Annotated in this window: 17 protein-coding genes and 1 pseudogene; 11 read left to right on the top strand and 7 right to left on the bottom strand. The window is 66.3% G+C overall.

What is annotated here, in order from left to right; genetic code table 11:
* Positions 1-48: 48 nt before the first annotated feature.
* Positions 49-858, bottom strand: a complete 810-nt coding sequence (gene mutM / locus H8M03_RS00570; protein WP_187479856.1) for a bifunctional DNA-formamidopyrimidine glycosylase/DNA-(apurinic or apyrimidinic site) lyase — start codon at positions 856-858, stop codon at positions 49-51.
* 47 nt (positions 859-905) lie between these two features.
* Here mutM and H8M03_RS00565 point away from each other — a divergent pair, with 47 nt between their 5' ends.
* Positions 906-1,637, top strand: coding sequence for a class I SAM-dependent methyltransferase (locus tag H8M03_RS00565; RefSeq protein WP_187479855.1), 732 nt, complete (start codon positions 906-908; stop codon positions 1,635-1,637).
* A 4-nt stretch (positions 1,638-1,641) separates the two neighbouring features.
* Positions 1,642-3,174, top strand: coding sequence for a 2-polyprenylphenol 6-hydroxylase (gene ubiB, locus H8M03_RS00560; protein WP_187479854.1), 1,533 nt, complete (start codon positions 1,642-1,644; stop codon positions 3,172-3,174).
* A gap of 4 nt (positions 3,175-3,178) precedes the next feature.
* Here ubiB and H8M03_RS00555 read toward each other — a convergent pair whose 3' ends face one another.
* Complete coding sequence (locus H8M03_RS00555) at positions 3,179-3,589, bottom strand: low affinity iron permease family protein (protein WP_187479853.1); 411 nt, start codon at positions 3,587-3,589, stop codon at positions 3,179-3,181.
* 84 nt (positions 3,590-3,673) lie between these two features.
* Between H8M03_RS00555 and coaBC the strand changes: the two are divergent.
* From coaBC to H8M03_RS00540, 3 genes and pseudogenes are all read left to right on the top strand, one after another.
* Positions 3,674-4,839: pseudogene (gene coaBC, locus H8M03_RS00550) on the top strand (bifunctional phosphopantothenoylcysteine decarboxylase/phosphopantothenate--cysteine ligase CoaBC).
* Positions 4,836-5,273, top strand: a complete 438-nt coding sequence (gene dut, locus H8M03_RS00545) for a dUTP diphosphatase (RefSeq protein WP_187479852.1) — start codon at positions 4,836-4,838, stop codon at positions 5,271-5,273. Before coaBC ends, dut begins: the two are co-directional and overlap by 4 nt.
* Positions 5,270-6,025 (top strand): HesA/MoeB/ThiF family protein, encoded by a 756-nt coding sequence (locus tag H8M03_RS00540; RefSeq protein ID WP_187479851.1) that lies wholly within the window; start codon positions 5,270-5,272, stop codon positions 6,023-6,025. Before dut ends, H8M03_RS00540 begins: the two co-directional genes overlap by 4 nt.
* On the opposite strand, the gene topA is transcribed toward H8M03_RS00540, so the two are convergent.
* Positions 6,022-8,508 (bottom strand): type I DNA topoisomerase, encoded by a 2,487-nt coding sequence (gene topA, locus H8M03_RS00535; protein ID WP_187479850.1) that lies wholly within the window; start codon positions 8,506-8,508, stop codon positions 6,022-6,024. The genes H8M03_RS00540 and topA overlap by 4 nt on opposite strands.
* 135 nt (positions 8,509-8,643) lie before the next feature.
* On the opposite strand from topA, the gene H8M03_RS00530 reads away from it, so the two are divergent.
* Positions 8,644-9,240: an HD domain-containing protein gene (locus H8M03_RS00530; RefSeq protein ID WP_187479849.1), complete on the top strand. Its 597-nt coding sequence runs from the start codon at positions 8,644-8,646 to the stop codon at positions 9,238-9,240.
* Here the strand turns inward: H8M03_RS00530 and dprA are convergent.
* Together dprA and plsY are read right to left on the bottom strand one after the other, a co-directional pair.
* On the bottom strand, positions 9,237-10,304 hold the full coding sequence (dprA, locus tag H8M03_RS00525; RefSeq protein WP_187480876.1) for a DNA-processing protein DprA: 1,068 nt from the start codon (positions 10,302-10,304) through the stop codon (positions 9,237-9,239). The genes H8M03_RS00530 and dprA overlap by 4 nt on opposite strands.
* Positions 10,297-10,899, bottom strand: a complete 603-nt coding sequence (gene plsY, locus H8M03_RS00520; protein WP_246448943.1) for a glycerol-3-phosphate 1-O-acyltransferase PlsY — start codon at positions 10,897-10,899, stop codon at positions 10,297-10,299. The genes dprA and plsY overlap by 8 nt, the downstream gene beginning before the upstream one ends.
* Positions 10,900-11,020: 121 nt before the next feature.
* Here plsY and H8M03_RS00515 point away from each other — a divergent pair, with 121 nt between their 5' ends.
* The 5 genes from H8M03_RS00515 to H8M03_RS00495 all read left to right on the top strand — a co-directional run bounded on the left by H8M03_RS00515 (position 11,021) and on the right by H8M03_RS00495 (position 15,888).
* Positions 11,021-11,692, top strand: coding sequence for a sigma factor-like helix-turn-helix DNA-binding protein (locus tag H8M03_RS00515; RefSeq protein WP_187479848.1), 672 nt, complete (start codon positions 11,021-11,023; stop codon positions 11,690-11,692).
* 43 nt (positions 11,693-11,735) lie between these two features.
* Positions 11,736-12,527 (top strand): glutamate racemase, encoded by a 792-nt coding sequence (murI, locus tag H8M03_RS00510; protein WP_187479847.1) that lies wholly within the window; start codon positions 11,736-11,738, stop codon positions 12,525-12,527.
* Positions 12,528-12,588: 61 nt separating this feature from the next.
* Positions 12,589-13,800 carry a 5-aminolevulinate synthase gene (gene hemA / locus H8M03_RS00505; protein WP_187479846.1) on the top strand — a complete coding sequence of 404 codons (1,212 nt, stop codon included), beginning with the start codon at positions 12,589-12,591 and terminating at the stop codon, positions 13,798-13,800.
* A complete protein-coding gene (locus H8M03_RS00500; RefSeq protein WP_187479845.1) occupies positions 13,801-14,067 on the top strand; it encodes a YdeI/OmpD-associated family protein in 267 nt (88 codons plus the stop codon). It abuts the gene before it with no gap.
* An 87-nt stretch (positions 14,068-14,154) separates the two neighbouring features.
* Positions 14,155-15,888: a hypothetical protein gene (locus tag H8M03_RS00495; protein ID WP_187479844.1), complete on the top strand. Its 1,734-nt coding sequence runs from the start codon at positions 14,155-14,157 to the stop codon at positions 15,886-15,888.
* A 52-nt stretch (positions 15,889-15,940) separates the two neighbouring features.
* Here the strand turns inward: H8M03_RS00495 and H8M03_RS00490 are convergent, their stop codons facing one another.
* Positions 15,941-16,768 (bottom strand): DUF5694 domain-containing protein, encoded by an 828-nt coding sequence (locus H8M03_RS00490; RefSeq protein WP_187479843.1) that lies wholly within the window; start codon positions 16,766-16,768, stop codon positions 15,941-15,943.
* An 81-nt stretch (positions 16,769-16,849) separates the two neighbouring features.
* Positions 16,850-18,295 (bottom strand): DUF389 domain-containing protein, encoded by a 1,446-nt coding sequence (locus tag H8M03_RS00485; RefSeq protein WP_246448941.1) that lies wholly within the window; start codon positions 18,293-18,295, stop codon positions 16,850-16,852.
* Positions 18,296-18,360: the final 65 nt, after the last annotated feature.

Raw genomic sequence — 18,360 nt, 5'->3', positions numbered from 1 at the left:
GCCCCCGCGCCGTTACGACCGTCCCCCTACAGCGAGAGCCGATTCGCGTCAACGCTGGCAGCGCGGACAGTAAAAGGTCGACCGGCCGCCCTGCACGATTCGCCGCACCGTCCCGCCGCAATCGCCGCGGCACGGCTCCCCTTCCCGGCCGTAGACGTCGAAGGTCTTCGAAAAATAGCCCAGCTCGCCATCGGGCTGCGCATAGTCCCGCAGCGTCGATCCGCCGGCCGCGATCGCCTCCTCGAGCACGGCGTGGATCGCAGGCACCAAGCGCTGCAGCCGTACCCGAGATACGGAGCCGCCCGCCCGCTTCGGATTGATGCGCGAGCGGAACAGTGCCTCGCATACGTAGATATTGCCTAGGCCGGCGACGATTCGCTGGTCGAGCAGCAGCAGCTTGATCGCTGCCTTGCGCCCGTCGAGCCGCCGTTCAAGCGCGCGCGGCGTCAGGTCGAAGGGTTCGGGACCAAGTCCGGCGAACCCGCCGAATTGCGCGAGCTCGTCGGTCCGCACCAGGTCCACCGATCCGAACCGCCGCGGGTCGTTGAGCGCCAGCCGGTCGCCGTCGCCGGTCTCGATCAGCAGATGGTCGTGCTTTTCGGCCGCGCGGTTGATCCGCCAGCTGCCCGACATGCCGAGGTGAAAGACAAGGCTGTCGCCGCGGTCGGTGTCGATGACGCCATATTTGGCGCGGCGGCGCAGGCCGGTCACCCGCGCTCCGGTCAGGCGCTGTCCAAGGTCGACCGGCATCGCCCGGCGCAGGTCGGCGCGATTGGCGGCGATGTGGCGGATCGTCCGCCCGTCGAGCACCTTGCGCAGGCCGCGAACGGTTGTTTCGACTTCGGGAAGCTCTGGCACACGGCCGATATGGCGAACCTTGCCGCAGCCAGCTAGAGGCTTGGGCCATGAGCGATCAGGTGAATTTCGGCGACGCGGTCGTCAGCCCCGAGGAAAAGACGCGCCGCGTCGGCCAGGTCTTCAGTTCGGTCGCGCGCCGCTACGACGTGATGAACGACCTGATGAGCGGCGGCATGCACCGGCTGTGGAAGGACCGGTTCGTCAATCGGGTGAAGCCGCGCACCGGCGAGCACGTCCTCGACATGGCCGGCGGCACCGGCGACATCGCGTTCCGCATGGCGAAGCGCGGTGCGCAGGTCACCGTGTCCGACATCAACGCCGACATGCTGGCGGTCGGCATGGAACGCGCCCGCGAACGGGGTCTGGAAGGACTGTCCTGGAAGCAGGAGAATGCGGAAAGCCTGTCGTTCGGCGACGCGCAGTTCGACGCCTATACGATCGCCTTCGGCATCCGGAACGTCACGGACATCCCGGCGGCGCTGCGCCAGGCGCACCGCGTGCTGCGCCACGGCGGCCGCTTCTTCTGCCTGGAATTTTCGACCAGCGACTGGCCGGGGTTCGCCGAGATCTACGAGCTGTACGCGGACAAGATGATCCCGCGGATCGGCAAGGCGGTGGCCAGGGACGAGGACAGCTATCGCTATCTGGTCGAATCGATCCGCCGCTTCCCCAAACCCGAAGCGTTCAAGCGGATGATCGGCGAAGCCGGCTTCGCACAGACAGGGTATGAGACCATCTTTGGCGGTCTCGTGTGCATTCACAGCGGCTGGAAGATCTAGCAGCTTGGCACGGCATCTGACGCATCTGTGGCGGCTGTTGAAGTGGGGCCGCACGCTGGCTCGACACGGCGCGCTAACGGGGATCGAGCGCGATCCGCTGACTCCGCCCGAAATCCGACGCATCGCGCGCATTGCCCGGTTCGGCGCGCGCATGCCCGACACGCCCGATTATGCCGCGGCTCTGCAGGACATCGGCCCGCCCGCGATCAAGCTTGGCCAGACGCTGTCGACCCGCCCCGACCTGATCGGTGCGCAAGCGACCGAGAACCTTGCCCGGCTGCAGGACGCCTTGCCCCCTGCCCCCTTCTCCGAGATCAAGAAAGCGATCGAGGATGCGTTCGGAGCGCCGGTCGAACGCCTGTTCCAGTCGATCGACCCTGTGGCCATCGGGTCGGCGTCCATCGCGCAGGTCCATCGCGGCATTACCCCCGAGGGCCGCGACGTCGCGATCAAGGTTCTCCGGCCGGGCATCGAGGAGCAATTCGCCCGTGCCATCGACACCTACGAGTGGACGGCGGCGCAGGTCGACACGTTCGGCGGGGAAGTCGCGCGGCTGCGTCCCCGGATGGTCGTCGCGCAGTTCAAGCAGTGGACGGCGCGCGAACTGGACCTGCAGCGCGAGGCAGCGTCCGCGTCCGAACTGAAGGAAAATATGGTCGCAGAGCCCGGCTATTACGTCGGTGACATCGACTGGCGGCGCACCGCGCGACGGGTGCTGACGATGGAATGGCTGTCCGGGATCAAGCTGAACGACCGCGACGCGCTGGTCGCCGCCGGGCACGATACGAAGGAACTGGCCGCGATCCTCGTCCGTGCCTTCCTGCGCCAGGCGATCGTCGACGGCTTCTTTCACGCCGACCTTCATCACGGCAACCTGTTCGCACTGCCCGACGGACGCATCGCTGCGATCGATTTCGGGATCATGGGGCGGATCGACCGCCGCGCCCGCGTGTGGCTTGCGGAGATCCTCTACGGGCTGATTTCCGGCGATTACCGGCGCGTCGCCGAAATCCATTTCGAGGCGCAATATGTGCCCGGCCACCACAACGTCGACGAATTCGCCACCGCGCTGCGCGCCGCGGGTGAGCCGATCCGCGGACTTCCGGTCAAGGACATCAGCGTCGGCCGGATGCTCGAAAGCCTGTTTTCGATCACCCGCGATTTCGACATGCCGACCCAGCCGCACCTGCTGCTGCTGCAGAAATCGATCGTCATGAACGAGGGCGTCGCGAGCAAGCTCGATCCCGACATCAACATGTGGGAAACCGCCGAACCATTCCTGCGCGAATGGATGCGGTCGGAACTGGGCCCCGAGGCCTATTATGCGGACCGCATCGTCGACACGGTGCGGGCGATCAAGAAGCTGCCCGACCTGATCGACCGGCTCGACGCTTATTATCCCCCGGCGGGCGCCGCCCCGCCGGCACCGCCGCTGCCGGTCATCGAAGCGGTCGACTATGGCCGCTGGTATGGCTTGGTCGCCGCCGGCGTGCTTGGCGCGGCGATCGCGGCCGCGGTCATCCTCCTGGCCGGCTAGACCCTCAGCGCCGGCGAAGCAGCCGGTCGACCGTGCCCTTCGGCGCGCGCTTGGCATTCTGCGAATCGTCGCTTTCCCGCTCCAGCGCTTCGCGAATGCGCTCGACCTCGCGATCGGTCATATGTTCGATGCCGATGAACTGTTCGCGCGCCCCGGGCACCGCCCGCAGCAATTCGTCCAGCTTGGCCTGCATCGCCGCCGCATCGCGGTTCTGGGTGTTCTGGATCAGGAACACCATCAGGAAGGTGACGATTGTCGTGCCGGTGTTCACCACCAGCTGCCACGTGTCGGAAAAGGCGAAGATTGGCCCGGTAATGCCCCATATGAGAATGATGAGGATGGCTGCGACAAAGGTAATCGGCTTTCCGCTGACCAGCGAAATGGCCGACGCGATGCGCGTGAACAGGCGTTCCAATGCTTGCACTTCCCCGTCTCCCGATGGCGTGGCGGCAAACTCGCCCCCTCGACTCGCGCTTATGATAGCGGCAGAGCGATCGCGATGACACGGGTGCTGCTGATCGTCGGCGGCGGGATCGCCGCCTACAAATCGCTGGAGCTGGTCCGCCTGCTCAAGAAGGCGGGTCATTCGGTGACCCCGGTGCTGACTAGGGGCGGCGAACATTTCGTCACCGCGATGAGCCTTGGCACCCTGGCCGAGAGCCAGGTGCACACCACGCTTTGGGAGCTCAAGGACGAGGTCGAAATCGGCCATATCCAGCTGTCGCGGTCGGCCGACTTCATTCTCGTCTGCCCGGCCACCGCCGACCTTATCGCCAAGATGGCGGCCGGCATCGCCGACGACCTTGCGACTACGTTGCTGCTGGCGACCGACAAGCCGGTGGTTGTTGCCCCGGCGATGAACGTGCGCATGTGGCAGCATGCGGCGACGCAGCGGAATATCGCGCAGCTGAAGGCCGACGGCGTGCGGATCATCGACCCGGCGGAAGGCGAAATGGCCTGCGGCGAATACGGTCCGGGCCGACTGCCCGAGCCCGCGGCTATCGTGAAGGCGCTCGGCGACCTGCTGAAGTGAGGCTCGACGGTAAGCACATCCTCGTCACCGCCGGGCCGACGCACGAGCCGATCGACCCGGTGCGGGTGATCGCCAACCGCTCGTCCGGGCGACAGGGCTTTGCGATTGCCGAGGCTGCGGCGGCGCTTGGCGCGCGGGTGACACTGGTCGCGGGGCCGGTCGCACTCGATACGCCCGGCGGTGTCGACCGCGTCGACGTGGAGACCGCCGAGGAGATGGCTCGGGCGGTCGAGGCCGCCCTTCCCGCCGATGCGGCGATCCTTGTCGCCGCCGTGGCCGACTGGAAGGTCAGGCAGTCGCCAACCAAGCTCAAGAAATCGGGCGGGCCGCCCAAGCTTGAATGGTCGCCAAATCCGGACATCCTCGCCACGCTGGCCCAAAGCGCTGCGCGCCCGCGCCTGCTGGTCGGGTTCGCGGCGGAAACCGACGCGGTGATCGACAATGCGGTGGCCAAGCGGGCGGCGAAGAAGGCCGACTGGATCGTGGCCAACGACGTTAGCGGTGATGTCATGGGCGGTCGGATGAACCGCGTTCACCTGGTCACCGCCGACGGCGTCGAGGACTGGCCGGAAATGACCAAGGCCGATGTCGCCCGCCGACTGGTCGAACGGATCACGAAGGAATTGCCATGATCGAGATCAAGCTGGTGCGGCTTCCGCATGGCGAGGGCCTGCCGCTGCCGCGTTACGCCAGCGAGCATGCCGCCGGGCTCGACGTGACGTCCGCCGAGGAATTGACTCTCGCCCCGGGCGATTATCGCGGCGTTGCCACCGGTTTCGCGATCGAGATACCCCACGGCTACGAAGTCCAGGTGCGGCCGCGATCGGGCCTTGCCTTCAAGCATGGCGTGACCGTGCTCAATACGCCCGGGACCATCGACAGCGACTATCGCGGCGAAGTGAAGGTAATCCTGATCAACCTTGGCCGCGAGCCCTTCGCGATCCAGCGGGGGGAGCGCATCGCCCAGCTGGTGCCGGCGCCGGTTTGCCGAGCCGATTTCGTCGAGGCGGACGCGCTGAGCGACACGACGCGCGGCAGCGGCGGGTTCGGCTCGACCGGCTGGTGAGCGATTTCACCGACAACGAACTGGAACGCTACGCACGGCACATCGTCCTGCCGCAGATGGGTGGCGTGGGGCAGCGCCGGCTGAAGGACGCGCGCATCGCAATCGTCGGCGCCGGAGGCATCGGCAGCGCCGCGATCCCGGCCTTGGCCGCAGCGGGCGTACGTACCCTGACGATCATCGACGACGGCCGGGTCGAGCGGTCGAACTTGCAGCGTCAGACGATCTTTCGCGACGACCAGATCGGCGGTCACAAGGCGACGCTCGCGGCCGATTTCGCCCGCGCCCTCAACCCGCATGTCAATGCGCTGGCAGCGGATACGCGGCTGGACGACGCGAATGTCGAGCGGCTGATCGGCGGACATCATCTGGTGCTCGACGGAAGCGACAATTTCGCCACTCGCCTGACGGTGGGCGACGCGTCCACACGGCTGCACATCCCGCTGGTGTCGGCAGCGGCGATCCAGTTCCAGGGACAAGTCGGCCTGTTCCGCGGCTGGGAGGCGGACAAGCCTTGCTATCGCTGTTTCGTCGGCGACGCGTTCGACACCGAAGATTGCGATACCTGTGCGGAAAACGGCGTGCTCGGGCCGCTTGCCGCGACCGTTGGCAGCTTTGCCGCCGTGGTGGCGATCCGCGCGCTGGTCGGGATCGGCGGCGATGCCGCCGGCAAGCTGTTCCTGTTCGACGGCCTCAACCTCGACTGGCGCACCATCCGCCTGCCCAAGGACGGCGGCTGCAAGGCCTGCGGCTAGGCCTTCTTCTTTTTCGCTGCCGGCTTCTTCTTCGCGCCGCCGCGACTCTTTTTCTTTGCCGGACCCTTGGCCGCCTTGGCATCGATCCATTCGACCGCCTGGTCGAGCGTAACGTCCTTCGGCTCGGTGCCCTTGGGCAGCGTGGCGTGTGTGGTGCCGTCGGTGACGTAGGGCCCGTAGCGCCCGGCCATCACCTTAAGCTCCTTGTCCGTCTGCGGGTGTTTGCCCAGCTCGGCGATCGGTTCGCGCGCCGCACCGCGGCCGCCCTTGGACGCCGCCGCGTCCGCCAGCTTCGCCACCGCGGCGTTCATGCCGGTTTCGAACACTTCGGCGGTCGATCCGAGCTTCGCATATTTGCCGTCATGGGCAAGGTACGGCCCGTAGCGTCCGATCGAAGCGGTGATCGGCTTGCCGGTTTCCGGATGGTCGCCGATCTCCCGCGGCAGGGACAGCAGCTTTTCGGCCATGTCGGTATCGACGTCGTCGACCGGAATGTCTTTGGGGATCGACGAGCGCTTGCCGTCGCGTTCCAGATAGGGTCCAAACCGACCCGACTTCAGCTCGATCCCGTTGCCAAGTTCCTTCGGTCCCTCTGCCGCGCCGTCGGCGCCCGGCTGGCCGAACCGCTGCGTATATTTGCAGTCGGGATAGTTGGAGCAGGCGATGAACGCACCGAAGCGGCCGCCGCGCAGGGCCAGCCGGCCGTTACCGCAGGCCGGACAGAGGCGCGGATCGCTGCCGTCGCCCTTGTCGGGGAATAGCCACGGAGCGAGGAATTCATCGAGCGCCGCGGTGATTTCCGACGGCTGCTGTTCCATCACCTCGCCCGCCTTGGGCTGGAAATCGCGCCAGAACAGTTCGAGCAATTTCTGCCAGTCGAGCCGGCCCCCGGACACATCGTCCAGCTCCTCTTCCAGCTCCGCAGTATAATCGTAGCTGACATATTTTTCGAAGAAGCGCTCAAGGAAGGCGGTGACCAGCCGGCCGCTTTCTTCCGGCACGAAACGCGCCTTGTCGACGCGCACGTACTCGCGGTCCTTCAGCGTCTGCAGGATCGACGCGTAGGTCGACGGCCGGCCGATGCCGAGCTCCTCCAGCCGCTTGACCAGGCTGGCTTCCGAAAACCGCGGCGGGGGCTGGGTGAAATGCTGGGTGGACTCCACGCCGGTCTTGGCCGGCGCATCGCCTTCGCGCAGCAACGGCATACGCGCGCCGTCCTCGTCGTCGGCACTTTCGTCGCGGCCTTCCTCGTAAAGAGCGAGGAAGCCGGGGAAGAGCACGACCTGGCCGGTCGCGCGTAGCACCGCGCGCCCGGTCCCGTCGGCCAGTTCGACCGTCGTCCGTTCCAGCCGCGCCGAGGCCATCTGGCTGGCCAGCGCGCGGTTGAACACCAGCTCGTACAGGCGGCCCGCATCGCCGTCGCCGGCGCGGCGCTTGAAGAAGTCGGTCGGGCGAATCGCTTCGTGCGCTTCCTGCGCATTCTTCGCCTTGCTGGTGTATTTGCGCGGACTGTCGGGGACGTAGCCGCTGTCGTAGCGCTCCGCGATCGCCTTGCGCGCGGCGCTGATCGCCTCGCCCGCCATGTCGACGCCATCGGTCCGCATGTAGGTGATCAGCCCCTGTTCGTAGAGGCCCTGCGCAACGCGCATCGTGTGGCTGGCGGCGAAGCCCAGCTTGCGCGCCGCTTCCTGCTGCAGCGTCGACGTGGTGAATGGCGGCGGCGGATTGCGGGAAAACGGCTTGGTTTCGACCGATGCGACAGTGAAGCGCCCGGCCTCCACGGCAGCCTTCGCCTTGCCGGCGTCGCCGGCGTTGCCGATGGTCAGCCGGTCGATCTTCTGCCCGTCGAATTCGACCAGGCGGGCGGTGAAGCCCTGCCCGTCGGATTCGAAGCTGGCGACGATCGACCAATATTCCTGCGGCTTGAAGATTTCGATCTCACGCTCGCGGTCGACGATCAGGCGAAGCGCGACCGACTGCACGCGACCGGCGGACTTGGCCCCCGGCAACTTGCGCCAGAGGATCGGCGAAAGTGTGAAGCCGACGAGGTAATCGAGCGCGCGCCGCGCCTTGTACGCGTCGATAAGGTTCGCATCGAGCTCGCGCGGGTGCGCCATCGCCTCGGTCACCGCGCTTTTCGTGATGGCGTTGAACGCCACGCGCTGAACGGTCGCGGGCAGGACCTTCTTCTTCTTCAGCACCTCGGCAAGGTGCCAGCTGATCGCCTCGCCCTCGCGATCCGGGTCGGTGGCGAGGATCAGCGTGTCGGCGCCCTTGGCCTCGTCGGTGATAGCCTTCAGCTGCCGCGTCTTGTCGGCCGACACCTGCCATTCCATCGCGAAATCCGCGTCGGGATCGACCGACCCGTCCTTTGGCGGCAGGTCGCGGACGTGACCATAGGAGGCCAGGACGCGATGGCCCGGACCCAGATACTTCTCGATTGTTTTCGCCTTTGCAGGCGATTCGACGACGACCAATTTCACGTGGGCAAATTCCTATACGTACGTACGCGCGATGGTGCGGCCCGTGGAAACTTCCCGTCAACCGCCCTCGACATCGTGCGCTCAATCAGGGAAGAAACGCCGGCCGAATCCCTAGCAGTCGCTTTTTGGGGGATCATGACAGAGCCGAGTTACGACGCGTGCATCGTCGATGCGGAGCTGCGTGCGCGAGCGGCCTACGCCGCGCCGGACCGTCATTATCACGACGAACGCCATCTGGAGGACTGCCTGCGCGAGCTCGATTGGGTGCACGGGCTGGGTGGCGGCGAAACGCGACTGCTGAAATGGGCAATCCTGTGGCACGACGCCGTCTACGAGCCGGGCCGCGCCGACAATGAGGACAAGAGCGCCGAGCTGGCGATGATGGAGCTTGAGCGTTGCGGCATTGCTGCCGCCGATGCCGCCGAAGTCGCCCGGTTGATCCGCCTGACCGCCGACCATCGCGCCGAAGACGGCGATCGCCTGGGCCAGCTTCTGGTCTCGATCGACCTGGCCATCCTTGGCGCCGACCCGTCCAGATATGCCGACTATGTCGCAGCCGTACGTAAGGAATATGCCGCGGTCGACGACGACGGGTGGAAGAACGGCCGCACCCGCGTGCTTCGCCAACTGCTCGACGCCGACGCCATCTATCCGCATCCAGAATTCCGCAGCCGGCTGGAGAGGCAGGCGCGCGCCAACATCCAGGCCGAACTCGCCGCGCTCGAAGCCTAGTCCTGCCGCAAGCTGACCTTGTTGCCCGCGTGCCGGTCTAGCCGGCCGGCAAGGTCAAGCTCCAGCAGCGCCATCTGCACGGCTCCGGCAGGCGCTCCCGACAGTCGGATGATCTCGTCGACCGGCACCGGCGACGGGCCAAGCAGGCTTTCGACGTCGCTCGCCGCGCCTTCGTCAGCCGTCTCGAACGGCTCGGACGGCGATTGCACGCGCGGGCGATTGGGGCGCACCGCCTCGACCACGTCGGCGGCATTCTGCACCAGCGTCGCGCCGTCGCGAATCAGCTGGTTGCAGCCGCGCGCGCGAGGGTCGAGCGGTGAGCCTGGGACAGCCATCACTTCCCGCCCCGCCTCCGCGGCGAGCCGCGCGGTGATCAGCGAGCCCGAGCGCGGGGCTGCTTCGACCACGACCGTGCCCAGGCTCAGGCCGGCGATGATCCGGTTGCGATAGGGAAAGTGACGGGCGCGCGGCTCCTTACCGGGCGGCATCTCTGCAAGCACGAGCCCGCGTTCGAACATCGCCCTCTGCCGCGCCTCGTTCTCTGGCGGGTAGAAGACGTCTACGCCCCCGGCGACGACGCCAACGGTGCCGCTGTCCATCGCGCCGTCATGGGCAGCGGCGTCGACGCCGCGGGCCAGACCGGACACTACCACCAGCCCTTCCGCGCCAAGGTCGTGGGCAAGGCCGCGGGCAAAGCGGCAGGCGGCGGCGGATGCGTTGCGGGCCCCGACCAGCGCCACCGCCGGACGGTCGAGCAGCCCGAGATCGCCTTTCGCGACGATCAGCGGAGGCGCATCGTCAAGCTGGGCGAGCAAGGGCGGGTACAGCCCCTGCCCCAGCACCAGATAGCGCGCACCCAGCTGTTCCACCCGTTCCGCTTCGCGCACCGCCGCGCCTTGCGCCCACAAGGTCGGCGCCTTGCCGCCGCCGCGCCGGGCAAGGTCGGGAATGGCGTCCAGCGCCGCCGCGGCCGAGCCGAACCGCGCCAGCAACTGACGGTAGGTGACGGGCCCGATGCTGGAGGAGCGGATCAACCGGATCCGCGCGATCAAATCGTCAGCCAGAGCGTGCCCTTCCCACTCGTGTCTCGGTACCGGCGCGGAGCCGGGCGATGTTCTCGCGGTGCTTCCAGATGACCAGAAGCGCAAAACCGAGCAGGAGCGGGAACAGGATGGTTTGACCAAGGATTGCGGCAGCGATCGGCGCGCTGGCCACGGCAAGGATTCCGGCAACAGACGAAATGCGCAGGATCGCCAGCGTTGCCAGCCATACTGCGGCGTAGACCAGCGCGCCGGTGAACCACAGCACGCAGAGGATCCCGAAGTACGTGGCGACGCCCTTGCCGCCGCGAAACTTCAGCCAGATGGGATACAGATGTCCGACGAGCGCTCCGGCGGCCGCGGCCTGGTCGCTGGCCGGCGTGGCCTGGAAATAATTTTGCGCGATCCATACCGCAGCCGCGCCTTTGAGCGCGTCGAGCACCAGCGTCACCGCGCCAAGGGTCTTGCCGCCGGCGCGCATCACGTTGGTCGCGCCGATATTGCCCGATCCGACGTCGCGCACGTCGCCCTTCCCCGCCAGCCGCGTGAGCAACAGGCCGAACGGGATCGAGCCGAGCAGATAGCCGATCACCACGGGCAGGATGAGGTCGGTGGTCACAGAGCGATGGGTAGCAAAGTCGCAGGCCCGTGCAACTTGTCACGTCGTCGCTGGCGGCGAGACTTGGGGTACCAGAATCCGGATTTGGGTTTATTTCCCTTCGGCCCTAGCGTTCCGGACGATGGAATCTGCCGCCGAACCGCTCGATCCTGTCATGCGCGCCGCGCTTGGCCGCCTGACCGAGAATGAAAAGATCTGCCTGCGCCGCCGGCTCCATCCGCAGACCGCCAAGGAGATGGCGATCGACCTTGGAATCTCGCCGCACGCCGTCGAAAAGCGGCTCAAGATGGCGCGCGCCAAGCTTGGCGTGAGTTCGTCCCTGAAGGCTGCGCGGCTGCTTGCCGCGTCGGAAGGGAAAAGCGCCCATCTTTCGGTACCCGGACCGTCGGACCTCGCAAGCGCCGGCCCGGCCGCGGCACAAACCGGGCCGGATGCCGCGCATCGGGACGTCTCCCGACCGCGACCGTCCATGGACAGGAGACTAATCATGATTTCGATCGCGGCCATCGGCGCACTCAGCTTCGTCTACGTGGGGCTATCCGACGCGTCTTCTTCCCAGCCAATCTCTGGCGGGATGACGCTCGTGCAACTGGTCGAGCGCGACTTCGCGCAAATGGATACCGACAAGTCGGGCTTCATCGACGCTGCCGACAAGCCAACCCTGCCCCCGGGGGCATTCGCGGACTTCGACACGGATCGCGACGGCAAGGTCACGCTCAAGGAAATGCAGGCCGGGACCAAGGGCGCCTTCGTTTTCCAGGCCGGGGGCGGCGGCACGACCGTCGTGAAATAGGCGGAGAGTTGACGGCAACGGCCGGATCGCCAATCCGGGCCGGATGAACGCGGACCGCCCGTTGCTGTTCTTCGATTCCGGCGTTGGCGGGCTGTCGGTGCTGGGCCCGACCCGCGCGCTACTGCCCACCGCGCCGATCGTCTACGCGGCGGACAGCGCTGGCTATCCCTATGGGACGCGGTCGGAAGAGGAAATCGCGAGCCGGGTTCCTGCATTGCTTGGGCGGCTGGTCGAACGCTTCGCGCCGCGGCTGGTGGTGGTTGCCTGCAACACCGCCTGCACCATCGCGCTCGACCATGTGCGCGAAGCGCTCGACATACCGGTCGTCGGCACCGTCCCGGCGATCAAGCCCGCGGCCGAAGCCACCAGAACCGGCGTCATTGGCGTGCTGGGCACCGAAGCCACCATCCGCCAGCCTTACGTCGACGATCTGGCGACGCAGTTTGCGGGCAATTGCACGGTCGTTCGCTACGGCTCGCCGGCGCTGGTCGACCTCGCGGAGCGCAAGCTCGCCGGCGAACCGGTGTCGGTCGGCGCAGTGCGCGATGCGGTAGCGCCCTTGTTCGAGCAGCCCAGCGCGGCCGGGCTGGATACGGTTGTGCTGGCCTGCACCCACTTCCCCCTGCTGACCGACGAATTGGACCAGGCGTTTCCGGGAATGCGCTGGATCGACGGTGGCCATGGCATTGCCCGCCGCATCGCTTATCTTACCCGGGGCCAGCCGTGGCCGGCCGACTATCCGGGTGGAATCGCGGTTTTCACCGGCGGGCCGCCGCGTGCGGTCCTGCTGTCCGCACTGGCCGAATATGGGATCGGCGAGGTTCAGGCCCTCTAGGGTGGAAATCGCCGCCCGGCGGCGTTAAAGCGCGCCGGCACGCGACGGAAACGGACAAGCGTTGGATTACGACAGCATCTTCAAGGCGGCGATCGAGAACCTTCACGGCGAGGGCCGCTACCGCGTGTTCATCGACATTCTGCGCACCAAGGGGTCCTATCCCAATGCGCATTGCTTCGGCGGCAACGGGCCGAAGCCGGTCACCGTGTGGTGCTCCAACGACTATCTCGGCATGGGCCAGCATCCGGCGGTGATCGAGGCGATGGAATCGGCCCTGCACGAAGTCGGCGCCGGATCCGGCGGCACCCGCAACATCAGCGGCAACAGCCATTATCACGTGCGCCTGGAGGCCGAACTGGCCAGCCTGCACGGCAAGGAAGCGGCGCTGCTGTTCACCTCGGGCTACGTGTCGAACGAGGCGACGCTGTCGACCGTCGGCAAGCTGCTGCCCGGCTGCGTGATCTTTTCCGACGAGCTGAACCACGCGTCGATGATCGCGGGGATCAAGAATTCGGGCTGCGAGAAGCGGGTATTCCGCCACAACGACCTTGAGCATCTCGAGCAGTTGCTGCGCGACTGCGCGCCGGACACGCCCAAACTGATCGCATTCGAAAGCGTCTATTCGATGGACGGCGACATCGCGCCAATCGCGGAAATCTGCGACCTCGCCGATCGCTACGGCGCACTGACCTATCTCGACGAAGTGCATGCGGTCGGCATGTACGGGGATCATGGCGGCGGCATTTCAGAGCGCGATTCGCTGTCGCACCGGCTGACCATCATTGAAGGGACGCTGGGCAAGGCCTTCGGCGTGATGGGCGGCTATATCGCGGCCAGCAAGACGATCGTCGACTGCATCCGCAGCTACGCGCCGGGCTTCATCTTCACCACTTCGCTGTCGCCGGTGCTGGTTGCCGGTGCGCTGGCCAGCGTGAAGCACCTCAAGGTGTCGACCGAGGAGCGCGAGGCCCAGCAGGCGGCCGCTGCCACGCTGAAGAAGAAATTCGCCGCCGTTGGGCTGCCAGTGATGCCCAGCGTCACCCACATCGTGCCCTTGCTGGTCGGCTGCCCGGTCAAGGCGAAGAAGATCAGCGACGTGCTGCTCGCCGAATATGGCATCTACGTGCAGCCAATCAATTTCCCGACCGTCCCGCGCGGGACCGAGCGGCTGCGCTTTACGCCCGGCCCCTGCCATAGCGCCGAGATGATGGACGAGCTGGTTGGCGCGCTGGTCGAAATCTGGGGCCGGCTGGAGCTTCGGCGAGCCGCCTAGGTGGCCGTCGCGTCGGCCGATTTCCGGCATGCGGTGCCGGACGACCTCAAAACCGTTCTCGACGACCACCCTGCGCTGCACGCCAAATGGGACGGGCTAACCGAACTCGGCCGCAACGAGTGGATCTGCTGGATGTCCTCGGCGAAGAAGCAGGAGACGCGCGACAAGCGTCTGGGCCGGCTGCAGGAGGACGTCCTTGGCGGCAAGCGCCGACCCTGCTGCTGGCCCGGATGCCCGCATCGCCGACCGAATGCTTTTAGGCCGTAATTGACCGATTAAATTCCGCGCGCACGCTGCTATCATAGGGGCGTCGGGGGGCCGGGAATGTCGTTAGCAGGTGTGTTGTCCGCGTTCGTGAAGCCGCCCGCGCGGCTGCGGTCGATCCCTGCCGGCTGGGCGCGCGGGCTGCGCGCGCTGTGGGTCGTGTGCTTCGTTGCGGCGCTCGCGGTCGGGACGATCGCGACGCTGTACGCGGTTCGGGCCACCACCGAATACCAACCCGCAATCCATGCCCACGGCCTGGATTTCGACGTGACCACCAGCGGCAAGCTGTCCGTTTACACCGCGGAAGGCGGCACGGCCCGTCCGCAAGTACGGGAGCCGTCGAAGCTGGTCGCGGTCAATGGCCGGCCCGTTGCCAAAGACGCAGTCGTCGCCGACTTCGCCGGCCTGTTATCCGATCCCGCCAATCCGGCGCGCAGCGTGACCTTGCGGCGACCTGGCGGGCAATTGACCGAAGTCACCGTTGCCCGCTCCGCCGAGCCCGTCTCCGCCGAAGCGCAGCAATCGCGCAACTTTCGCTTCGCCACCCGGCTGACCCTGTCCGTTCTCGCCTGCATCGCAATGCTGACGTGCAGTGCGCTCCTGGCGCTTCGCCGTCCGCGCGACCCGGTGGCGATGATCCTTGCTTTTGCCTTTGCGGTGGTGGCGGCAAGTGTCGATCCGCCACTGCAATTGTGGTTGTGGACCGACTACAGCTGGATGCTGGACTTGCTGGGCGGCATCTTCATCTACCTTTTCCTGATCGGAATGGTGTCGTTCCCCGACGGCGTGTTCGTGCCGCGCTTCATGCGCTGGCTGATCCCGCTCGGCATCCTGTTCGCCATCCCCATGTCGATTCCGGTGGTCGACGAGGATATTCAGGGCATCGGCAGCGTCGGGTTGATGCTCGCCCTGGTATCCGTGCTGGTGATCCGGTTCCGGCGCGAGCCCGAGGGGATTGCGCGGCAGCAGATCAAGTGGGCGGCGTTCGGTTTCGGCAGCGGGCTGTTCCTGATCCTGGTCGCCAGCCTGATCGCGGCGTGGCTGGGCGACGATCCGTCGACCTACACCGCTTTCGCCGCGCTCTCGGTCCTGTCCCTGTTCAGCCTCGGCGTCATGCTCATTCCTCTGGGCCTGCTGGTCGCCCTGCTCCGCTTCCGGCTGTGGGAAGCTGACAAGGTCATCAGCCGGTCCGCCGCCTACGCACTGGTGACGATGATCGTCGGCGTGGTGTGGGCGGCGACCGCGGACCTTTCGAAGATGGTGGTCACTTCCGTCGTCGGTGGCGAGCATGAAGCCGCCGCCACGGTGCTGAGCGCGATCGTCGCCGCGGGCGTGTTCGCGCCGACCCAATCCGTGGTCGTCGGATGGACCAAGCGCCGCTTCGTCGGGGCCGGATCGAAATTGGAAGACCTGGCCGAGCAATTGAGCGAATGGCGCTTGTCGCTGCCGCCGGACGACATTGCCCAGCGCGTGCTCGAACGGCTGGATGACGCCATCCACCCGGCCTTTGCCGTGCTGAGCGTGATCGCGGGCGGAACGGACCGGGCAATCGCCACGCGGGGTCGCACCGGCACCGCTTTCCGGACCGTCGACCTGGTCGACCGGGAAGGGACGGTGGGCCGGCTGGTGCTTGGCCGGCGGTCGGACGGCAACCGCTACAACCGCGAGGAGCTGGAAGCGCTTCGCGATCTTGCGCCGGACCTTGCCGCCGCGTTGCGGACAAGCCTGTCGCGCCACTCGCGTGAAGACCTGATGCTCAAGACCATCGAGCAGCTGCAGCAGCGCATTGCCGACCTTGAGGGGGGCAAGCCGAAACCGGCGTAAGCCATTCCGCCCGCCCGCGGTGCCGCGCCTTCGAGCGCGAAGAAGTCAACACCTAGGGATCTGCGCGCTTCAGAAAAGGACTGGCTTCGATCAGGGCATATCCCGGCGCCGTCTTGGCAAAATGGCGGAGCCAATAATTGTGGCCGGCCCCGTAGACCACGACAATACGGTCGCCGGGATGGGCGACGGTCTGCATCTTGGCAAAGATCTTGGCATTTCGCAGATACCACATGGCGTTGAGGTCGGCGCCCGGTTGCTTGTCGATGCCGCCGAACGCGAGCGCTCCGTAATACATCTGTTGGCTGCGTTCGATCGTCTCCGGGTCATTCTGCTCGGCCAGGATGCGGCCGATACTCTTGGACTTCTGATCGACCTCGATCTGTTTCGCTACCGCGGCCCCAGTTTCCATCAGCGCGCCAAGGGCCTCCTCTTTCCCGTTCGATGCGGCCCAATCGGACACGGCCTGGAACGGGAAATAATCGGGCTCACCCTCACCGGGTTGCTCGTCAATTCCGAAGACCTGTGCGCCCGTGCGCGCTGCCAGGCGATAAGCGATCTGGACGCGCTCGTCGCGATTGCTTGCAAGATCGGACGCCTTGAATTTCGCGAAGTTGGGATCGGCAAGTCCAGCAGAATCGACCGTGCGCTCGACCATTATCTTCGTCGGTTTGAACGACGCCAGTTCGGCCGTCAGCCGGTCCAGTTCGCCCTGACGCTTCGGCGTCAGCACGTCGTCAGCCTCGATGTTGTTCAGGTCGAGGCCGGGATTGGCGAAGTGATACGTTCCGACGACCATCACCTGGACAGGCGCGGCGGGACTGCTGGCCTGCGCTCCGGTTGCGATCGCCATTGCCGCTACACCGCAAACAAACTGCTTCATCCCTGCCTCCGACAGTGTCATGCTGACGTAATACAATGATACGGTAACCGCGCAAGCCGCTGAATGGCAGTCGCGACACCCCTAGTTCCGTGAGCGATCTTCAGGGAGCCGCCAGCGGATTGCGATCTCACCACCGCGGCTCGGGCCCTTGACCGCCTGGACACCGGCGTTGGTCAGCCATTGCGTGACTTCGTCCGCCTGTTGGTTGGAGCCGCCGGTTACCGAGACCGGCAATCCCTGCCGTTTCGCGGCCCAGACCTGCGTTTCCAGCGATTTGGGATCGACCTCTCCATCCGTCACCACCACATTGGGAAGCGGCATCAGTGGCGGGATCAGGTTGATCCGCCATCCCGGCATGGTCGCGGCAACGCGCTTTTCAAGCTGCAGATAAGCGTCGAGCGACGCGCCGGGGAGCGGCGCTGCGCGAACGCTGGCAAAGTGCGCGGCGCGGTCGACCACGATGTTGCCGACCGGCACGCCGGCGACGAGCGCCAGTTGTTCGGCAACCTTCGTCGCCTGCCGCTGTAAGGCCGAGGCGTTGGTCGCGCTTGCCGACTGCGCGCCGTCTTCGGTGCGGATCTGGTCGAGCGACAGCAGCACCGGCTGCCCCATCGTCCGCGCCAGCTGGTTGCGCAGGCGGTCCTCGACCCGGCGATATTCGGGCGTCAGCACGGTCGCGCTGACCTCTATCGGATCGGCATGGTAATTGACCGCCAGATCGTTGACCCGCGCCGTCTTGGGGAAGTTCGACGCAATTACGGTGCTCGCTTCGCGGCTGCTCAACGCTTCCCACGCGATCTGCCGCAGCGACAGGGCCAGCGGGATGCCCAGCGCGATCATCGCGGCAACGATCAGGGTCGCCTGCAACCGGGTCTGGTTGGGCGACAGACCGGTGGCGAACCCGTAAAGCCGGGCGAGGATCGCGGCCGCGGCGGCAATGGTCATCAGGTTGGTGAAAAACAGCAGGGTAGACCCGCTGAGTACCTGCCAATTGGCGGTGGCGAGGCCGAAGCCCATCACTGCCAGCGGCGGCATCAACGCGGTGGCGATGGCCACGCCGACGATGGCACCATGGCGGCCGCGGATCATCGCATAGGTGCCGGCCAGTCCGGAAAAGAGCGCGACCAGCAGGTCGAACAGGTTGGGTCGGGTCCGCGCGGCGATTTCCGCCGTCACCGACTGCAGCGGGGAGATGAGCACGATCGAGGCGCAGAACAGCACCGCCAGCACGACCCCGATGACCAGCGCCCAGCCGGTCCGCTTGAGCTCGTTCGAATCGAACGTCGAAAGCGCGAAGCCGAAGCCGATGATCGGCCCCATCAGCGGCGAGATCAGCATCGCGCCGATGACCACCGCCGGCGACGACAGCAACAGGCCGAGGATCGCGATGCCGGCCGACATCAGCGTCATGAACGCGAAATGCTTCGACAGGCCGGCGTCTTCCTGAACCGCTTCGATCACCGCGCGGTGATCGACCCCGGTCGTGACATTGCCGTACCACCACTGGCCCAGGGTCGGAGGAGTCAAACGCGAAAGTCCTTGCAAGCAACGGTCGCGGCGGACGCTAGGGTCGTTGCGTCCCCATCGCAAAT

The sequence above is a fragment of the Sphingomonas sabuli genome (assembly GCF_014352855.1).
Classification (GTDB): Bacteria; Pseudomonadota; Alphaproteobacteria; order Sphingomonadales; family Sphingomonadaceae; genus Sphingomicrobium; species Sphingomicrobium sabuli.
The sequence above is the reverse complement of the archived record's forward strand: the minus strand, read 5'-3'. Positions and strand labels throughout refer to the sequence as shown.

Excerpts from the sequence above, each read along its gene's own strand:
- H8M03_RS00565 (WP_187479855.1), top strand. The coding sequence starts at position 906 with ATGAGCGATCAGGTGAATTTCGGCGACGCGGTCGTCAGCCCCGAGGAA.
- H8M03_RS00530 (WP_187479849.1), top strand. The coding sequence starts at position 8,644 with ATGACAGAGCCGAGTTACGACGCGTGCATCGTCGATGCGGAGCTGCGT.
- H8M03_RS00515 (WP_187479848.1), top strand. The coding sequence starts at position 11,021 with ATGGAATCTGCCGCCGAACCGCTCGATCCTGTCATGCGCGCCGCGCTT.
- murI (WP_187479847.1), top strand. The coding sequence starts at position 11,736 with ATGAACGCGGACCGCCCGTTGCTGTTCTTCGATTCCGGCGTTGGCGGG.
- dut (WP_187479852.1), top strand. The coding sequence starts at position 4,836 with ATGATCGAGATCAAGCTGGTGCGGCTTCCGCATGGCGAGGGCCTGCCG.
- H8M03_RS00490 (WP_187479843.1), bottom strand. The coding sequence starts at position 16,768 with ATGAAGCAGTTTGTTTGCGGTGTAGCGGCAATGGCGATCGCAACCGGA.